Raw genomic sequence first — 18,330 nt, 5'->3', positions numbered from 1 at the left:
GATCAGTCCTCAATTCCTCGTCCGCTGGCGGTGGATACGTCGAACTGGCCGGTTACGGCTGCGGTGATCAGAGCCTGGCGGCGCTCGACTGCAAGCGCGTTTGAGCGCTCCACCTTGGAGCGAAGAGGTGGGACAGACCTGACCCAGTCTCCGATCTCCGCTTGCTCTCGCAATGCCACATTCGGGATCGGAATCGCTCCGAAGAGATCCCAGCTCCGGAAGTCCACGGCCCGCTCTCGCGTGCTCGTGGCGAAGAGGCCCAGGTATTCAGAGACTGCGAGTACTCGAAGGAGCCTTCCGTAAAAGGCGGGATCACCACCATTGCGTGGGACGCATACGTGGTACACGGGGCTGCAGTTACCGGCAGCCTCGGACATGCCGATCGCGCCGGCGAAGCCGTCGAGCCCATGGATGACGACATCATCCACCTCGACGTGTTGACCCTGGGCATCTGTGCTCGCGCTGAGCGTGTATCCATCAGCGCGCCGAAGCGACCGCGCCGTAACCTGGCCATCCCTGAAGGCGGTGATCACCTCTTCAGTGGGCGCTGCCGGGCGGCTCACCTTCGTCAACAGCCTACGGATGGGGCGCACAGTCAGCCCAGACGCCGAGTTGACGAGCTGGCTGGCGCCAATGTGCCCAAGGATGCGACTGTCGATCCGCTCCTCCAAGAGGGAGAGGATCTCAAGCTTCTTCGCCACCAGGGAGTTGATCTTGCCGACTTCAGCATCAAGGAAGTTGACGATGCGGCACTGCTCCTCCTCAGGGGGCAGCGGAATGGAAAACCGCTTGATGTCCCGCTGAAAGAGATGCGGCACCCCCATACCATCCTTGACCGCGCCAATGTGGCCTTGCATCACATTACTCGCGATGACATACCGCAGGTATGCAGGGTGGATTCCGTATGAACGCAGCACGGCAATAGAGCCGTTGACCGTCGCAGGACGTGGCAGGTCCCGCACGAGATTGACGATGCCTAGTGTGTTGCCGTCCTTGGCGAGGAGAACGTCGCCCTCCCTGAGCTTCAGCTCGGGAGACTCCTCGTACCGAAACTCGGAGATGTAGTTGACGTTGCGGTAATCGATCTGCGGATTCTTGATATTGGGAGTTGCCAGGAAGGCGTACCCTTCCGGCTGATACTCAGCGGCCGTCAGCGCTTTCCAGCCGATACGCGCGTTAACCGTCGCCACCCGATCGAGGCGAGACATGCGCCAGCGGGCCGGGACGGACTCGAATCCGTTCGTCATTCAGTCACCTCGCCCAGAAGCGTCTGAATCTCCGCCTCCAGGGCCTTCAGCTCAGCGTCGATCTCCGCCAATGGCCTCGGCGGCTGGTACGCGTAGAAGTGGCGCGTGAGCGGGATCTCGTAGCCAATCTTGGTCTTGTCGTGGTCGATCCACGCGTCCGGGATGTCGGGGAGGACCTCGCGCTTGAGATATTCCTCGACATCCTCCTCCAGCGGCACGTTCTCGTAGTCCCGCAGCTCCGGATCAGGTTCGTCGGCCCCGCCCTTCAGCGTCTGGGTCTCGCCCTCCGGGTCCTTCACCCCGACCGCGTCCCTCAGCGCCTTGTTGAACGGCGCGCCCGTGGGCCAGGTCAGCCCCGCCGCGACCACGGCGTCCTTCATCGCCACCCACGCTTCCGACTTCGTCTGCCACTGCTGGCCGATCAGCGGCTTCAGGGCCTCGACGAACGCCCCGGCCGCCTCCAACTTCTGGACTGGCTTCGATGCAGCGAGCGCGGCCAGTGCTGTCTCGGTGACCTCGAAGCGGAGCTTGAGGGGGCGTTCGATGGTGATGCGGTGGTAGCCGAAGTCCTCGTTCTTGAAGACCTTGACCTTGTTGTGCAGCGGGTGCTCGGCATTGCTCGCGACATCAAGGGCCTCCCCGTACAGGCGGGTCAGTTCCTCGATCTGCTTGTCGTCGATCTCCTTCCGCTTGTCGCCGAGGGACTTGCGCTTCTTGACGAAGTGTTCGCGTGCGTCGAGAAGGACGACCTTGCCCTGGTGGCCCGGGGTCTTTCGGTTGGTCAGGATCCAGAAGTACGTGGAGATGCCGGTGTTGTAGAAGAGCTGGTCGGGCAGGGCGACGATGCCCTCCAGCCAGTCGTTCTCCAGGATCCACTGGCGGATCTTGGACTCGCCGGACTCTGCGGCGCCGGTGAACAGCGGGGAGCCGTTGAAGACGATGGCGATGCGGCTGCCGCCCTTCCACCGGCCCCGCTCGTCCGGGCCCTTCGGCGGGACCCACTCGGCGGGCTGGCGCTTGGAGAGCATGTGCTGGAGGAAGAGCAGGGAGCCGTCGTTGATGCGCGGCAGGCCGGCGCCGAAGCGGCCGCTCTCGCCAAGGGTCTCGTACTCGTGCTCTACCTCGTCCTTGACCTTCTTCCACTCCACGCCGAAGGGCGGGTTGGCGAGGAGGTAGTCGAACTTGGTGACCTTGTCGGGGTCGTCCCTGTCCTCTTTGTGTCCGTCGTTGCTGAAGGAGTTGCCGTACTTGATGTTGTCGGGGTCCTGGCCCTTGATCATCAGATCGGAGCGGCAGATCGCCCAGGACTCGGGGTTGAGTTCCTGGCCGTAGACCTTGACCGTGGCGTCCTGGTTGAAGGCGCGGATGTGTTCCTCTGCGGCAGTGAGCATGCCCCCGGTGCCGCAGGCCGGGTCGAGTACGGTGCGCACCGCGCCGGGGATGGTGAGGGCGTCCTCGTCCGGGGCGATGAGGAGGTTGACCATCAGCTCGATGACTTCGCGCGGGGTGAAGTGCTCACCGGCGGTCTCGTTGGACTGTTCGGCGAAGCGGCGGATGAGTTCCTCGAAGACGTATCCCATCTGGTGGTTGGAGACCACCAACTTGGGCTGCCCCTTGTCGTCGAGGACGATCTCGCCATTCTCATTACGCTCGACAGGACGCAGGTCCAGGTCGGCGAAGCTGCCCATCACCTTGTAGAGCAGCTTCGCGTCATGGAGCTTGTTGATCTGGCGGGCGAACTCGTACCGCTCCAGGACTTCCCGGGCGTTGGGCGAGAAGGCCCCGACGTACTCGATGAGGTGCTCGGCGGCGTGGCCCGCGTCACCCGCGATCTTCTTCAAGGTGTAGGTGCTGCTGTTGTAGAAGGTGAGGCCCGAGGCACGGCGCAGGAAGCGGTCGGCGTCGATGTCCTCCCGGTCCTTCAGGGCAGCAGCTTGTTCGACGACCTTGTCCTTGGTGGGCTCCAGAACACATTCGAGGCGGCGCAGCACGGTGAACGGCAGGATGACCTTGCCGTATTCGGACTGCTTGTAGTCGCCTCGCAGGAGATCGGCGACGGACCAGATGTGGTTCGCCAGCTCGGTGTGCTTACTGCTGTTCAACGGGTTCCTTCCACGGCGGCCACCGGTGCCGCTTCGGCCGGTGGGGCTATTGATTCTGCGGTATGCCTCGTGTGGCGTCAGTCAGTTCGCGTCATGGTGTTGACGTACGGCCGAGTGGCGGGGGCAGAAGCGCGCCACCGGTGAGTCCACTGCGGAGGTGTCGTGTGCTGGCGTTGGCGAGGTGGGCGACGCGTGCTCCGGCGGCGGTGAGGGCGTGCAGGCGGCGGAAGGCTTCGCCGTACTGCTGCTGCTCGGCCAGCGAGAGCAGGGGTACGCGCAGGCGGCGTGCGTCGATACGCCGGAGGGTGCTGCCGGTGGCGACGCTGTAGACGTTCTCGTCGGCCGAGAGGAATCCCGCCAGGAACCACGGGTCGAGGCGGTCGGGGTCGGGCCGGACGAGCCAGAGGTTCGGACCGAGGAGGCTGCCCGCGTCCGTCGCGTCGGCGACGCGGACGGCGGTGCCGGTGCCGGTGTCGTGCAGCAGCTCGGGCAGGAGGACGTCTCCCGCCAGTACCTCGATCGCTGCGGCTTTCTGGCTCTCCGGGAAGTACCCCGAGGCTGGGTGGCCTGCGGTGACGTCCGCCGCAGTGAGCATGGGGGCCGCATCAGCCACCACCGTGCGGTCCGGGGCAGCCTGCTGCCACGCCTCGCGTTCGGCTCGCGTGGCGAAGCGCCCAGGGACGGTGCCGGCGCGGTGCAGGGCGAGGGCGGCACCACGGGCCAGGTCGGCCACGGTCGCAGTGCGCCAAGTACGGGCCTGCTCTCCGGCCGCAGGCCAGGTGTCTTCGCGGTTCAGGGCGGTCAGCTGCGCCGTGGCCTGAGCGAGTTCGGCGCTCACCTGGCGGATGTGTTCCGCGAGCAGTCTGGGGCTGACGGTGACCGTGGCCGCGCGGGTGTGCCGCGCGGGCGTGAGGTCGGTGGCGTCGTCGAGGAGGTCGATGGCATTGACCGTTCGCGCGATGCCGGGCTCGGTTTCGAAGGTGCCCGGCGCGCCGACGTACGTCCGCCAGCGGCGCATCACGGCCTCGCGAAGACCACTCTCCTCCGTCTTCTTCCTGCCGCGCGGGCTTCGAGGGCGCGGCTCCGGCAGCGCGTCGGGCGCTGCTGCGTCCAGGAACAGGACCGATCGTGTCTCCGGCCCCTCCTGGTCCGGCTTCTGCACCACCCATAGGTGTAGCCCGACGTGGAGGGGCGGGGCCATACCGGCGGGCAGCGCGATCACGGCCTGCACGACACCTCTCCGAACCAGCTCGGCTCGGATACGACGCCCCGATGCGCGTTCCGCCGATCCCGGCGGGAGGACCAGGAGCGCCCAACCGCCGGGCTTGAGGTGGCTCAGGCAGTGCTGGACCCAGGCCAGTTCGGACTCGCCCTTCGGCGGGACCCCGTACTCCCAGCGTGCGTCGTAGGCGAGTTCGTCATGGCCCCAGTCGCGGTCACCGTACGGCGGATTGCACAGCACCGCGTCGGCTTGAAGTTCGGGGAAGGCGTCGTGGCGCAGGCTGTCCCCGTCCCGTACCTGCACCTTGCCGGTGGGGGCGAGCACCCCCAGCCGCACCACGGCTTGTACGGCCTGGACCGTCATCGTGTCCTGCCCGGCCAGTACGGACGCGCCTCGCTCCGCCGCGGCGACGAGGAAGGACCCCGTGCCGCAAGCCGGGTCGAGCACCGTCTCCGGGAAGGCATCCGTGGCCTCGGCCAGGAGATCGGCCATAAGGTCCACCAGCACGCCTGGGGTGGCATAGGCGCCGCGTACTCCCACCTCGTCCCGAGGCAATTCCGCTAGAACGTCGAGGACGGCCACAGCCCCGGACTCCTGCACTCCTCGCACCACGGCACGCAACACCGGCTCGGCCTCCTTTCCGGGCTCGGCGCACGTGGCTGCTCCTGGCACATCGGCCGCATGATGTCTCACAGCCGCGTGGATGGCGCTCAACAGCGCCTCCGTCTGAAGAGCGAGAAGTTCCTCCCGTGCGTTCGCCCCCATGCGCTCCAGAGCGAGCACCACCAGATTCAAGTACGCCTCGGACTCGGCGCCGTCCGGACGTCTGCGCAGCTCACCCCTGAGATCGTCCAGCGGCGATCCGGCCGGCAGCTGCCCACGGCCTGCCAACCAGCTCTCCACGGCTCGCAGGTCGTACAGCGGGCTGGCATCACTGCCGCCGCTCGGAGCCGGAAAGTCCGCGTGTCGCCGCCGCCAGTTGCTCACGGTGGCTCGCGTAACTCCCGCAAGGCGTGAGATCTCTGCCGCGGTCACGAACGAAGTCGGTTCCGGCGTGTCAGACATCAGTGCTTCCCGTCGCTGGCTGAGGCGTCCTGTCGAACTGAAGCCACTGTACACAACCCACGAAACTCGATAAGCCGTTTGACGGAGCTTTCACTACATGGTTCTCTTGAGGTGCTTTCACTGGGGCGGCCAGGACGACTCACTTCCCGCCTGCCCTGCCCGCGCACTCTCTCGTTCCGCCGCTTTCACGCCCCTCCCGCCCAATCCCGAGCGCATGAAGCGCATGAATCGCCCCCTGGAGGTCCCCTTGGCAACCACCACGAAGCGCACCCTGTACAAGCTCGACGGCGTCGCCCCTACCGTCGAGGCCATGTTCGACGCCCTCGACCACGACCAGCTCACCTCCCTGGACGCCGCCATCCGCCTCCCCGAGGACTGGCAGACCGTGCCCTCGCTCGTGGTCACGTCCCCCATGGAGAAGACCGAGGCGTCTTGGTGCTCGGATGCATCCCGCTCCACGGGGGTGGAGATCTCCGAGCCGGTACGGCGCCCGGCCTGCCTGCACCTGCTCGCCGTAGACGGCCAGGTCTATGCGGTCGGCTACGACCAGGGGTACCGGATGATCCCCGAACGCCTGAAGGACAAGCGCTTCGGACTCTCTTTCGCCATTCGCAAGGTGAACCCGATGCAGGTCCAGGACCTGGTCTCCCAGGCCCTCGGAGAGGCCAGGACCGACATCACCCTCGTGCCCGGCGGCACGCCGGTACTCAGGCTCGGTGTCCAGGAGCACGCTCAGATCGTCCGGCGCCTGGGCGGAAAGGTCGACGGTATGACGCTCACCCGCTCCCGCAGCGGTCGCGGCAACCTCGTCAGCGCAGACGGCGGGTGCGGGCTCCGCCTTCCCCTCGGCATCGACCGGGAGGACCTGATCGCCGACATCCGCGAGGTCGCACGCGTCTGCCGCGACACGGCGCCCCAGCCCGCCCTGGAGTTCGTCGAGCACATCGTGCCCGTGAAGGACCAGCCCACCCGCGACCGCCTTGACCAGGCACTCGACGAAGCCCTCGGCAAGCCCGCCGACGGCCGGATCGCCGCCGCGATTCCCCCGGCCCGCTGGGAAGATCACTCCGCCGCCCGCGCCTTCCACATCAAGATCGGCAGCCGTGACGGGCAGCGCTTCGACGCCTTCGACCTCGACTACGTCCTGGACCGGGCCCGGATCCAGCGGGCGGGCCAGCGCCTGGAGGCCCTGCAGCAGGGCACCGTCAAGCTCTACAGCAGCCACAAGGCCACGCCCCAGGATCTGATCGCCACCACCGAGGCTCTGCGGTGGATCGAGGCCAGCCTCTCTCTCGGCTCCCGCCAGTTCTGCCTCCTGGACGGCGAGTGGTACGAGATCGGCGCGGAGTACCTGGACACGATCAGGAGCACCGTGCAGCGTCTCTTCCGCTCCCAGCCGTCGGTCGATCTGCCCCCGTGGGACCTCGACGCCGCCGACGAGCGCAAGTACAACGCCCACGTCCCCGACCAGCGGCGGGGCTACGTCTGCATGGACCGCAAGAACGCAAAGAACCCGCTCAGGACTACCACCGGGATCGAGATCTGCGACCTGATCACCCCCGAGAACACCCTGGTCATGGTCAAGCACGCGCACGGTGGTTCCGACGCCCTCAGCCACCTCTTCAACCAGGGGCTCGTCGCCGTACAGATGCTGCGGCAGTCGGCCGAGGTGAGGGGCCAGTTCGCCCGCCGCGTCCGCGAGGAGAGCAAGGGGCGGCACGAACTGCCGGACGACTTCACCCCCAAGCACGTCGTGTTCGCGATCCTGCTCAAGCGCGGCACGGCACTGACCCCCGAGACGCTCTTCCCCTTCTCCCAGGTCGCCCTCGCACAGGCCGCCAAGGAGCTGGAGCGCCAGGGGGTGACGGTGGAAGTCGTCGGCATCCCCGAGGCAGCACCCGCGGCCGGCGCCAAGCCGCGGTTCCGCGCCGCCGCGTAGCGAGGCGTGGGCCCCGCTGCCCGCCGGCCGGCCCAGCGCATGCCGCCGCCGTCAGCTCCAGGCGAGTTGACCGGTCGGCGTCTGGGTGCGGGGCGCCGGTACGCCGTCGGCCGGGTGAGCGATGCGGTGGGTGAGGGCGGTGTTGCGGCGCTGGGTGCGGTTGTTGGCGATCGCTCGCTCGACGGCCTCGGTCTGACCGATCAGCATGACACCCTGCCGGGCGCGGGTAACGGCGGTGTAGAGCAAGTTGCGCTGGAGGAGCATCATCCCGGCAGCGTTAATCATCGGGACGATGACGTACGGGTACTCGCTGCCCTGGGAGCGGTGGACGGTCACGGCGTAGGCGTGGACCAGCTCGTCGAGGTCGGTGAAGGGGTAGGTGGCTGCCTCGCCGTCGTGGAAGGTGACGGTGAGCTGGTGGGTCTCAGTGTCGACAGCGGTGATGGTGCCGCTGGTTCCGTTGAAGACGCCACTCTCACCTCGGTGAGGGTTGTTTCGGATCTGCTGGACGCGGTCGCCGAGGCGGAAGGCGGTGCCACCGTGGTAGTGCTGGGGCTTGTCGTCGTCCGGCGGGTTGAGGCTGTCCTGGAGGCGGAGGTTGAGGTCGGTCATGCCGGCGATGTTCTTCTTGCCCGGGCAGAGGACCTGGATGTCCTGCGGGCTGGCACCGAAGCGTTTCGGCATACGGTCGGTGACCAGGTCCACCACACGCCGGGCAATGTCCTCGGCGATGGGAACGGGCCAGTTCCAGAAGGCCTTGGGGTCGTCCTTCGGCAGCTCGCCGCGCAGGATGCGGTGGGCGTTGATGACGATCGCGGCGCTGTCGTCGTGCTGGCGGAAGACCTTGGTGAGCCTGATGCGCGGGATGTCTTCGACGTCGAGCAGATCGCGCAGGACCCGGCCGGGGCCGACGCTGGGCAGCTGGTTGATATCGCCGACGAGCAGCAGGTGGCAGCCGTCGCGGACGGCTGCGAAAAGGCGGCGGGCCAGAGCGAGGTCGAGCATAGAGGCTTCGTCGACGACCACGAGGTCGGCGCTCTCCAGAGCGCCGGCGTGGTCGAAGAGGGAGTCCCCGTCGGGCGGCCGGATGAGGCGGTGCACGGTCATCGCCGGCTGGCCGCAAGTCTCCTCCAGCCGCTTGGCGGCCTTCCCAGTGGGCGCGGCCAGCACGACAATCGCGCCGGCCTCGTCGGCGATGTCGACCAGGGTGCGCAGAGCGTGGGTCTTGCCGCAGCCTGGGCCGCCGGTCAGGACGGAGAGGGGGCGGGTCAGGGCAGCGAGGATCGCGTGGTGCTGCTCGTCGGTCAGCCCGGCTGATTCCTGGGTGGTGAGCGCGGCCAGCCGCTCCGCCCACGGCGCGAGGTCGGCCAGCGAGGAGGCCGTGGAGCCGAGTAGGCGCCGTACATGAAAGGCGAGTTGAGTCTCATCGCGGTGCCGGTGCGGCAACATGGCGATCTCGATGTCCGCCACCGCGTCGCTGCCGTCGAGCACAGGAAGCGGAAGCGTCTCAGTGACCACCTCACCCTGGCCGCGCAGCGCCTCCAGGGCATGGCGCAGCACCGCGTCCTCAAGGATCTCCGCGGTGGCCGGGTCGTCGTCGGTGAGCAGCTGGCAGGTGCGGGCGATCAGTACGCGCACCGGCAGGTGGCAGTGGCCGCTCCCGCCAGCCTGATCGAGTTCGTGCAGCAAGGCGGCCTGGAGGCGGGCGTCGCCGTGCTTGGGGATGCCTACGGCGAGGGCGATCTTGTCGGCGTTGACGAAACCGACGCCGTGCACGTCCCGGCACAGCTGGTAGGGGGTGCGGCGGACAATGCGCATCGGGTCGTCGTCGGTGTCGGCGTACGCGGTGTAGATCTTCACCGCGAGTGCCGGGGTGATCTGAAGCCCTTGCAGGAACACCATGATCTCAGCGATGGTCTTCTGTTCCTGCCAGGCCGCGGCGATCCGCCCCAGCCGGACCTGTCCGATTCCGTGTACCTCAAGGAGCCGCTGCGGTTCGGCATCGATGACCTTCAGGGTCTGCTCACCGAAGGTGTCCACGATCGCGGAGGCGAGGACTGGTCCGATGCCGCGGATCAGCCCCGAGGCGAGATAGAAGCGGATCGCCCTCTCGTCGGCCGGCATCGTGCGTTCGCACTGCTCGGCCCTGAACTGCCGCCCGTATTGCGGGTTGTGGGTCCACGAGCCACGCAGCCGCAGACTCTCCCCGGGCTGCGCGCCGAAGAGCGCTGTACCGAGCGCCGTGATGCTCTCCTCGTCGCCTGTCGTGGCGGTCAGCCGCAGCACTGTGCGCTCGTTGTAGCTGATGTGCAGCAGATGATCGACGACGCCCTCGACCACATCAGGGGCGTCCAGCGGGACTTGGTGGGGCACGCGCTCTCTCCAACGGATGCGTACGGCGAGCCGATCACGCCATGCCTGGGATACGACAAGGTCAGCATGAGTCCCAGGACAGCGGCCTGTCGTGCGCTTGAAGGATTCTCCTCACCTGAATGAGCGACATCGGCGAAGGGAGAGGGCCGACGCCCAGCCCAGCGGGCTTCGGCAGGGCCTCACCGACGTATACGGGCCGGGCATGGGCAAACCGCTGACAACGCCGCCCGAATTCACGACGATGCCCCCCCCATGGTCGCCGTCGGCCCATCCACGGGGGCTTCCGCTGCTGATCACTATGGGTCATGTGCGGCATCCGGTCGCACTCGAAACACTCACGAGGTACACCATTGGGTCGTGACGCCGTTCAGGGCTCCCGGACGAGCAACGGTAGGACGCCGGGGTGTCGCTCACCGAGAGCGGCGCCCCTCGGGACAGGTGTGTTTGTTGTGGCCATATGCGCCACAGGCGCTGCATCGGTAATGTTCGTTACGACCGCTCGGCGCCTCCGACATGCCGGGCCTGAGGGTACGTTGGCAGCGAGCGAGTCGCTGGGACATCCTTTCCGCGACGGGTCCCTGGGGCTTGGCGGCGAGCGCCTGTTGGAGGACGTATTCGGCCTCATTGTTCAGGCCGTCCTTGATTAGCGCGATGGTGAGGCGGTCGGCGACCTTTGGGTCTGTGGATCCGGCTGACACAGCCAGACGCCACCAGTTCACGGCTTGCTCCAGATTCCCCTGCTTCTCTTGTCTCAGGCCGAGTTGACCTGTGAGCAAAGCTAGAGTGCGGAGGTCGCCGGCTGTCTGAGCGGTCTCTACGAGAGAGTTACGCAGTCGCGGTCCGTCCTGTGCCGCTAGGCGACCATGCCTGTCCTGTTGCCAACTCACAGCGAGCAACGTGTGTGCGAGCGACAGGCGCACTGTCGGGGTCATGGCGGCAAAGGCGCTTGTCAGGGCCTCGGCGCTCGGGGATAGGCAGAGGTATTCGAGGTACTCGCGCCATGCTTCCTCATTGTCACGCTGGAGACTGAGTGCGGTGAGGAATGCGGTGAGTACCTCGTCCCGACGCCCTTTCTGGTAGCGAAGTGATCTCGCGAGACCCAGCCATGCCCGTCCAGTCCCGGGGTCACCTGAGGCGGACAGCCGTTTAAGGGCGGTGTGGAACATGCTCTCGATCTGCGCGAGCGTGTGGGGATCGCGGTCCCATTCCGTCTCGGCCTTCGCCAAGGCGGTCTCGGCTTTGTGCAGCTGCTGGCGGCCTTTGCGGTCTTCCTGGGCAACCGACCGTGTCGACGCGGGACGCGTGAGGATCTCACGGGTGAGCCGGTCAGCTGTGGACGCAAATTCCGAAGACGGTCCGTGAAGGGTGTCTGCGCTGACTCCGAAATCGGCGAGGTTGAGTCGCAGAAGGATTCGCGGAACTGGAGACAACTCGGGCACGTCCGCCGGGCATGCTACTGGGGTGCCACCGTGGCGTCGGCTCAGGGCGACTATCCTTGGGCTGAGCACCGCTGCGTTCTGCCGCGGCAGGTATCCGGCACGCACACCTTGAAGGTAGACGGCGACGGCGTTCGGATCATGCGGATTCTGCGGCTCCGGAACGAGCTCGGCGACGCATGGCTGGCCTGGTGTCATGTTGGCGACCGCTTGGCGGATGGCTTCGGCGCGAAAGGACTCGCCCACGACCTCGATCTCGGCCTCACCGGCGGGGAAGGCGTAGGGGAGCTCGTTCGTGGCAGACGTCGGCTGAGACGCTTCCGTCGGAGCCGGTGAACGTTCCCGCTTGTGTCTGAACCTCATCGCACGCCTCCTTGAACCATGGATGTCCAGACTCATAGGGCTGCTGCTTTCCGAAGGGCCCGGTACAGGAGTGCGGGATCGCCGAGCCGGCGGCGCAGCTGCCGCTCCAGCCCGCCGATCGGGTAGAGGTTCTGCGGGGCCCGTTTGTCCTTGTATTCGGTCGAGGCGTACCGGCACAGCGTCGTCTGGGACTGGTTGGCGAGTGCGATTGCCAGTGTGGTCGGCAAGTCCGCGCTGCACTCGACGCGTACGATGCCGGCCCACGGCGCTCCGGGGCCGCATGGGAGCCGCAGGTACCAGGCATGACGGTCCCAGCTGGTGCCCATCAGGAAGATTGGGGTGCGCTGCCCAGGCCCCAGCGTGCCGATCATGGCGTGGAGCTCTGGCGGCAAGTACTCGGCCCGGTGCGATTTGATGAATCCGATCGCTCGTGGCAGATGCTGTCGGCCGCGCAGCGGACCGTCGATGACGAGCAGGTCGTCGTCCTCGGGTACGCCCGCGTTCGCGAGGGCCGCGCGGGCCGCGACTGCGGTGGTCACCTCGATCTCGCCGAGCTGGCGTTGCAACGCCAGCGGGAGTGCGTCGCCGTCGTCGGAGGCGGTGAGCTGCACCAGGTAGCGTCCGGCGTGCGTGTGGACGTCCGCGGCGTGCGCGGATGCGGTGAACAGGCTGCGGCGGACCTCTGTTGCGGTGAGACGGGCCGAACTGCCGATGCAGCATATGACGCCGGCGGCATAGGAGGCGCAGATGCCGGGCGCGGCGGACGTCGCGGCCGTGCCGTTCGTGGCGGGCAGTTCGTCGATCCAGAGGCGGGCGTCGACGCGACGGATCCCGTCGACGAAGAGTACTGAGGTCGGGGTAGCGATGGCGGATTCGGCATCGATCGGATGCCACGATGCGGCGGGCAGTTCTACGTCGAATACGACCCGGGCGGTGGACTCGCGGAGGTCGGTGTCGGCGCTGGTTCCGTAGGTCGGGTCCCACGTGTCGACTGAGAAGCGCATTCCGTCTGCGGCGACGAGCTGGGTCACGGGGCTGGTCACGGCCCCTCCCGTTGTACGGAGGAGGTCCGCTGGTCGCGGTGGACGGCGAAGCAGGTCGGTACCCGTTCGGCCAGGGCGCTGACGTGCGTGACTATGCCGACCATCTGGTCCCCATGGGTGGCGAGTTCTTCCAGAGTCGCGGCGACCATCTCGAGTGTCGCCTCGTCTAGCGTGCCGAACCCCTCGTCGAGGAAGATCGACTCCAGTCGGGCTGCGCCGGCCGCGGCCATGGTCGACAGCTGTGCCGAGAGCGCGAGGGCGAGTGCGAGGCTCGCCTGGAACGTCTCACCGCCGGACAGTGTCTTGACCGGTCGGCGGCTGTCCGCGTCGGTGTGGTCGATAACGATGAAGTTCCCGTCGTCGTGGGTTAGCTCGAACTGCCCGCCGGACAGCTCGGCGAGTGTCCGGGAAGCGTCGGCGACGAGCGCGTCGAGGGCCGTCGTGACGAGCCAGCGGGGGAACCCGTCCGAGCGCAGGAGTTGCCCGAGCGTGTTCGCCACCTGGTGCCTCTGCTCTGCGTTCTGCCGCCGCGCGGCGAGCTTTGCGGCCTGTTCTCGCCGATCGATGAGCCGCCGCACTTCCTGCCGAGCTCCTTCCAGCGCTGCCGCGACGGCCGGCTCGGCCGCCTCGATGAGCGGCCGTCGCGGGCCGGGGGCCACGTGATGGGCGGCGAGGACACTGGCGAGCTTGTCCTCGGCGGCGGTGAGCTGGTCTTGGGCCCTTGCCAACGCTTCCTGTGCGCTGGGAAACGCTAGCTCGCGGGTGGCTGCGGCGTTTGCGGCCCAGGAGAGGAGGGTTGCCCACGCTGTGGCTAGATCGTTGCGGGCCAACACCGGTGCCTTGAGCGCGACGAGTGGGTCGCGAACGTGCTCAAGCGTCGACCAAGCCGCCTGCACTTCCCCGCGGACGCTCGCCGCGGCCCTCTCGGCGCTCGCGCTGGTGGTCCGTGCACCCAGCAGGCGTGTGTCCGCCTCGAAGGCGGTTGTTTCCAGCTGCTCTCGATGAGCGAGCGCGGCGGTTATCTGCTGCAGAGTCGGGGTGTCGGTGAGGGTGGAACGCAGGGCGGCGATCCGGCTGGTGAGCGTGTTCAGATCACTCGTGGCCTGCTGCTCGGTCCCGGACGCCTTCGTCGACTCGTCGTGTAGCCGCTCCACCTCGAGCTCGGCCCGGGCGAACGCTTGCTCAGCCGCCTCGAGGTCGGGTGCGGTCAGCGGGAGGGGCAGCGTCATGACCTGCTGCTCGCACACCGGGCACGCCGCACCGACCTGCAGGTTCGGCCGCAGTGCCGCGGCGAGATTGGACCGTGCCGTTGCTTCCTGCGCCTGCCGCGCCTGCCGAGCGGACTTTGTGGCTGCCTCCAGGGCGGCGGTTCCTTCAGCGAGTGCCGCAGCATGGTGCTGCTGCAACGCTTGCGCTGCGGGCAGGCTGCTCTCCGCCTCAAGGAGCTCCGCGTGGTCGCGGCGGGCTTGCTCGAGTGGAGCCCGGGGCGGTTCTGCTGCGAGCTGCTCGCGGGCGGCTCCGTCGGCCGCCTCGGCCGCAGCGAGCGCCTCGCGGGCAGCCTCGACGGCCATCCTGGTGTCGTGTTCTTTCCTGCCGAGATCACCGAGCCCGGCAGGGACGGCAACCGCCTGCAGCTGGTCCCGCTCTCCGGTCAGCTGGGCGCACGCCTTTTGAGCCTCGGCGACCGCTGCGCCATGCTTTCCGAGTTGGGGGAGCGCCGCACCGACCTGATCAGCGACCTTTTCCAGCGCGGTCACTCGGTCCTGGGCTGCCTCTTGGGCGTATTCGGCCGCATCGGCAAACTCCTCAAGCTGCTGGGTGCAGATCTCGGCACGCAGTTCCTGGCTCTTGGCCTCTGCGTTCGCCACCTGCGCGATTCGGGTATAGACCTCCAGCCCAAGCAGCTTGACGAGGATGTCCTGCCGCTTGGCTGGCTTTTCGTGCAAGAACTCGGCAAAGTCACCCTGCGGCAGCACCACGCAGGTGGTGAAGTGCTCGAACGGTAGACCGAGCAGTTCTTCTACTGCATGCGTGACTTCGGAGTCGGCGGCGAGCACCTCTGTGTCGTCGTCAGGCGTACCGAGGGCCTTGGGGTCGGCGAGCCGTTCCAGCCGAGCGTTCTTCACATTGACGCCGCCAGCGGCGGCCCGGCGCAGCTCCCGGGCGGCGACGTAGCGGTGTCCGGCAAGGTCGAAGACGAGCCGGACGGTGCCCCGGTTGGTGGTCGGCGCGAGCGCGTTCGCAACCATACGTCGGTCATCCCAGCGAGGCACCGATCCATACAGCGCAAATGTCATCGCGTCGATGACGGTGGATTTGCCTGATCCGGTGGGGCCGACGAGCGCGAAGTAGTCAGCCTCGCGAAAGTCAACCCTGGCCGGGTCTCGAAACGAGGCGAAGCCGTTCATCTCTAGCAGCACTGGTCTCATCGATGGATACCTCCTGCCGTCAGGCGTCACCGGCCGTGACCTGGGCGTGGAGCCTGGCGAATAGTGCTTCGACCCGCTCGTCGACCAGCTTCCGGGCGACGCAATACTCGTGGAGCAACTCGGCAGGACTGCGTTCCACGCCGTTGGCCGGTGTGGACGGCCGGGCAGTGTTCACCGGTGCGGCGAACTCGGGATCGATGCGCACTTCCAACGCGTTCGGGAGCAACTCCTGCACGTCCTTCCGTAGACCAGCGCGCGTTGATTCCCGTACCAACACCCTCAGGTAGTCGTCGCCGAACGCGTCAGCGCTCTCGGCCAGCTCATCAACGGTGCCGTGCACAGTGCGCAGCCGTCGACCCGAGTTGATCGGCACCTCGGCGGCGATGTGGGCCGGCGTGCCGACCTCAGCCTCAACGACGAGCACCCTGGAGGGGTTGTCCTGCTCGCCGAAGTCGAGGGCGATCGGGCTGCCGCAGTAGTGCACAGGGCACGGCGCAGGCAGCGACTGGCGGCGGTGGAGGTGTCCGAGTGCGACGTAGTGCGCGTCTGGTGGGAAGGCACCGGCGGGTACCCAGTAGTCGAAGATCGACTGGGCTGAACGCTCACCTCCGCCGAGAATTCCCCCAACTACGGTTAGGTGCGCCGTAATCAGGTTGACCGCGTCATCGCGGAAGCCGACCGTGAGCGCGGCGAGCAGGTCGCGCACCAGCTGGTCGTAGCCGGCCGAGCTTTCAGCAGGCGTTTTCGTGACAAGCTCGGCAGCACGTACCGCGTAGCGCTGGGAAAGGAACGGCAGCATGGCGACGGTGACCGGTTCTCCGGTCGAGCGGGCAGTGAACTCGACCAGGCCGCCGTCGGCCGCGGTGCGGGCATTGCCGACCCAGGTGATCCCAGCGCTCGCCATGAGCGGCCGGTAGGCGTCGAAGGTGGAGGCGTGGTCGTGGTTGCCGGCGATCGCAAGGACCTCGGCGCCAGTGCCTCGCAACGCGAGCAGTGTCTGCACGACGAGCTGCTGGGCGTCCGCGGTGGGGGCGGATGACTCGTAGAGGTCTCCGGCGATGATGACAGCGTCGACCTCGTGGTCGCGTGCCACCTGGATGATCTCCCCCAGGGCGGCGCGCTGTTCGTCGAGGCGGCTATGGCCCTTGAGTACCTTGCCGACATGCCAATCCGATGTGTGCAGGAACTTCATGTACTCGCCTCCTTTCCCCATGCCGGCTGCTGACGCAGGCAGGCGCGCGGTCAAAGGCGTGGAACGTCGTCGGTCGGCCGGGGCAGCCGCGCGAACGGGTCCGTTGGCTCAGCGTGGGACTCCTCGCCGGGCAGGGGTGAGGTATGCGGGACCTCGCCACATCCGCTCGGACGGGTCGCCCAGGCAGGGAACGGAAACTCGACCGCGAGCGGCACTGGGACCTCCGGCTGGCTGACGAACATGGTGCCGGGCTTGGCAAGCGTCGCGCGGGCGCGCTGGCTCGCCGGGAGGAACCTGTACTCGGGGCGGGCCGCCTCGGCCGAGTCGAGCCGGCCGACAACCCTGATGGAGCTATTGGCGATGACCCGTCGCTCAACCTCGCTCGCCGTCTGCTGGGCGCCAATGAGGATGATGCCCAGGGAACGGCCCCGCTCGGCGATGTCGAGCACCGCTTCCTTGATCGGGCTCGTCCCCTCCCTCGGCGCGTACTTGTTGAGTTCGTCGATCATCGTGAACAGCAGCCCACCCGGCCCGGCCTGCTCCTTGCGTTCGGTCTCGTGCGCAAGCACGACACCGACGACGAACCGCTGCGCCCGCTCCGGCAGATTGTGCAGGTCAACCACGGTGACTTGCTGGTCCTCCGTGGAGATCCGTCGCCCCATCGCCTGCGGGATGTCGGCCCGGATGATCGGGCGCAGCGCCCGGAGCGAGGAACGCAGCCGACGGACAAACGCATTAACCGTGCCCAGGCCGGTGGCCTGCCCAGCCCACGCGACTCGGGTTTGGTCGTCGCTGACCTTGGCCACCACGAGGTCGACCAGATCGTCGTAGGTGCGCACCGTCATCCCGTCAATGCCCACGGCACCGTCCGCGCCGACCAGCGCGGCGTCCAGGCGCAGCCGGGTTGCCACCTGGTGGACGACCATCGTGTACTGGTGGCGTTCGTCCTCCGCGTCGGCGAACACATATGGAAGCAGCTCCTCGCGACAGAACTCGACCGGTGTCCACCAGAACGCCGTGACCCCGCTGGTGCGGCTCACCACGTTCGGCCGACCGGTCGTGTCCTCTGGAGTCGGCGGCGCGTAGAAGCCGACCGACGAGAATGGCTCGGCACGAAGCCCGAGCCGGCCGTAACGGTCGCGGACCTCGTCGTCGAGCCGGTTGTTCGCATGGTCCAGGAACAGCAGGTCCTCACCCTTGACGGAGAACACCAGCGCCTTCGCATTCAGCGCGCGCCGATCCAGCACACCAGAGCGGAAGATCGAATAGAGCAGGAACAGCGCGAAACTGGTCTTCGTTGCCACGCCTGACACCCCGGAGATCGACACATGCGCGCCCCGGGTGCCGTCGATGAACTCAAGATCAACATAGATCGGGCTACCGTCCCGGCCGAGCCCGATGGGCACCCTGTGGTCCATCTGGTCGAAGTACAGTGCCTGCGCGCGCTGGGCACCGGTCGCCCTCTGCGCCACGGCACCCGGCTTCGGCGGCACGTAGCACTCCGGTTCGACCCGGGTCGTGGTGATCTCCGCAGTCTCCTGCACCTCCCCAGGCAGCACCCCCTCCTCGATGAGGAACACATCCGAGGGAAATTGCGCGCCCTCGTGCCGGGCGTGGACTGCAGTGACCACTCCAGCCGTCGTCACCGAGCCCACACCGGGCACCTGCCGTGCAGTCACGACGACGTCGTCCAGCTGCAGGTACGACGCCGGCTCGAGCGCTACCCAGAACTGAAGCGGGGTCGCAGCCTCGGTTCCCAGCACGCGGCCAACAGCCTGTTCGGCAGCGCCCGGCTCCTTCAGCCCATCCCGCTGCCGCGCTGCGGTGACCTCGTCTTTCGGTGCGCCCACTGGATCACATCCGTCCATGGCCATCTCCGAGCAACCGTGTAGCCGATGTGAGAGCTCCCGGACTCCCCA

At 67.4% G+C, this 18,330-nt stretch carries 10 protein-coding genes; 1 reads left to right on the top strand and 9 read right to left on the bottom strand.

Going from position 1 to position 18,330, the window contains the following annotated elements; translation table 11 throughout:
- Positions 1–2: 2 nt before the first annotated feature.
- The 3 genes from J7I98_RS28935 to J7I98_RS28925 form a co-directional block, all read right to left on the bottom strand.
- A complete protein-coding gene (locus J7I98_RS28935; protein WP_251021356.1) occupies positions 3–1,247 on the bottom strand; it encodes a restriction endonuclease subunit S in 1,245 nt (414 codons plus the stop codon).
- Positions 1,244–3,349 carry a class I SAM-dependent DNA methyltransferase gene (locus tag J7I98_RS28930; protein ID WP_214927983.1) on the bottom strand — a complete coding sequence of 702 codons (2,106 nt, stop codon included), beginning with the start codon at positions 3,347–3,349 and terminating at the stop codon, positions 1,244–1,246. The genes J7I98_RS28935 and J7I98_RS28930 overlap by 4 nt, the downstream gene beginning before the upstream one ends.
- A 91-nt stretch (positions 3,350–3,440) precedes the next feature.
- The gene (locus J7I98_RS28925; protein ID WP_308377983.1) at positions 3,441–5,558 is read right to left on the bottom strand and encodes an N-6 DNA methylase; all 2,118 of its coding nucleotides are present in this window, start codon (positions 5,556–5,558) and stop codon (positions 3,441–3,443) included.
- Positions 5,559–5,883: 325 nt separating this feature from the next.
- Here J7I98_RS28925 and J7I98_RS28920 point away from each other — a divergent pair, with 325 nt between their 5' ends.
- The gene (locus tag J7I98_RS28920; protein WP_251021354.1) at positions 5,884–7,575 is read left to right on the top strand and encodes a DUF6119 family protein; all 1,692 of its coding nucleotides are present in this window, start codon (positions 5,884–5,886) and stop codon (positions 7,573–7,575) included.
- Positions 7,576–7,626: 51 nt separating this feature from the next.
- On the opposite strand, the gene J7I98_RS28915 is transcribed toward J7I98_RS28920, so the two are convergent.
- From J7I98_RS28915 to J7I98_RS28890, 6 genes are all read right to left on the bottom strand, one after another.
- Positions 7,627–9,948 (bottom strand): ATP-dependent RecD-like DNA helicase, encoded by a 2,322-nt coding sequence (locus tag J7I98_RS28915; RefSeq protein WP_214927982.1) that lies wholly within the window; start codon positions 9,946–9,948, stop codon positions 7,627–7,629.
- Positions 9,949–10,358: 410 nt separating this feature from the next.
- Positions 10,359–11,747, bottom strand: a complete 1,389-nt coding sequence (locus tag J7I98_RS28910; RefSeq protein ID WP_214927981.1) for an HIRAN domain-containing protein — start codon at positions 11,745–11,747, stop codon at positions 10,359–10,361.
- A 32-nt stretch (positions 11,748–11,779) separates the two neighbouring features.
- Entirely contained in the window at positions 11,780–12,790 is a 1,011-nt protein-coding gene (locus J7I98_RS28905; protein WP_308377982.1) for a hypothetical protein, read from the bottom strand.
- Positions 12,787–15,219: an AAA family ATPase gene (locus J7I98_RS28900; RefSeq protein ID WP_214927980.1), complete on the bottom strand. Its 2,433-nt coding sequence runs from the start codon at positions 15,217–15,219 to the stop codon at positions 12,787–12,789. The genes J7I98_RS28905 and J7I98_RS28900 overlap by 4 nt, the downstream gene beginning before the upstream one ends.
- Before the next feature lie 19 nt (positions 15,220–15,238).
- Complete coding sequence (locus J7I98_RS28895) at positions 15,239–16,411, bottom strand: exonuclease SbcCD subunit D (RefSeq protein ID WP_214927979.1); 1,173 nt, start codon at positions 16,409–16,411, stop codon at positions 15,239–15,241.
- 50 nt (positions 16,412–16,461) lie between these two features.
- A complete protein-coding gene (locus J7I98_RS28890; protein ID WP_214927978.1) occupies positions 16,462–18,261 on the bottom strand; it encodes an ATP-binding protein in 1,800 nt (599 codons plus the stop codon).
- Between the last annotated feature and the right edge of the window lie 69 nt (positions 18,262–18,330).

It is taken from the genome of Streptomyces sp. ISL-98, assembly GCF_018614055.1.
GTDB classification, from domain to species: domain Bacteria; phylum Actinomycetota; class Actinomycetes; order Streptomycetales; family Streptomycetaceae; genus Streptomyces; species Streptomyces spiramyceticus.
The sequence above is the reverse complement of the archived record's forward strand: the minus strand, read 5'-3'. Positions and strand labels throughout refer to the sequence as shown.

Coding starts and splice junctions, on each gene's coding strand:
- J7I98_RS28900 (WP_214927980.1), bottom strand. CDS start 15,219: ATGAGACCAGTGCTGCTAGAGATGAACGGCTTCGCCTCGTTTCGAGAC.
- J7I98_RS28910 (WP_214927981.1), bottom strand. CDS start 11,747: ATGAGGTTCAGACACAAGCGGGAACGTTCACCGGCTCCGACGGAAGCG.
- J7I98_RS28895 (WP_214927979.1), bottom strand. CDS start 16,411: ATGAAGTTCCTGCACACATCGGATTGGCATGTCGGCAAGGTACTCAAG.
- J7I98_RS28935 (WP_251021356.1), bottom strand. CDS start 1,247: ATGACGAACGGATTCGAGTCCGTCCCGGCCCGCTGGCGCATGTCTCGC.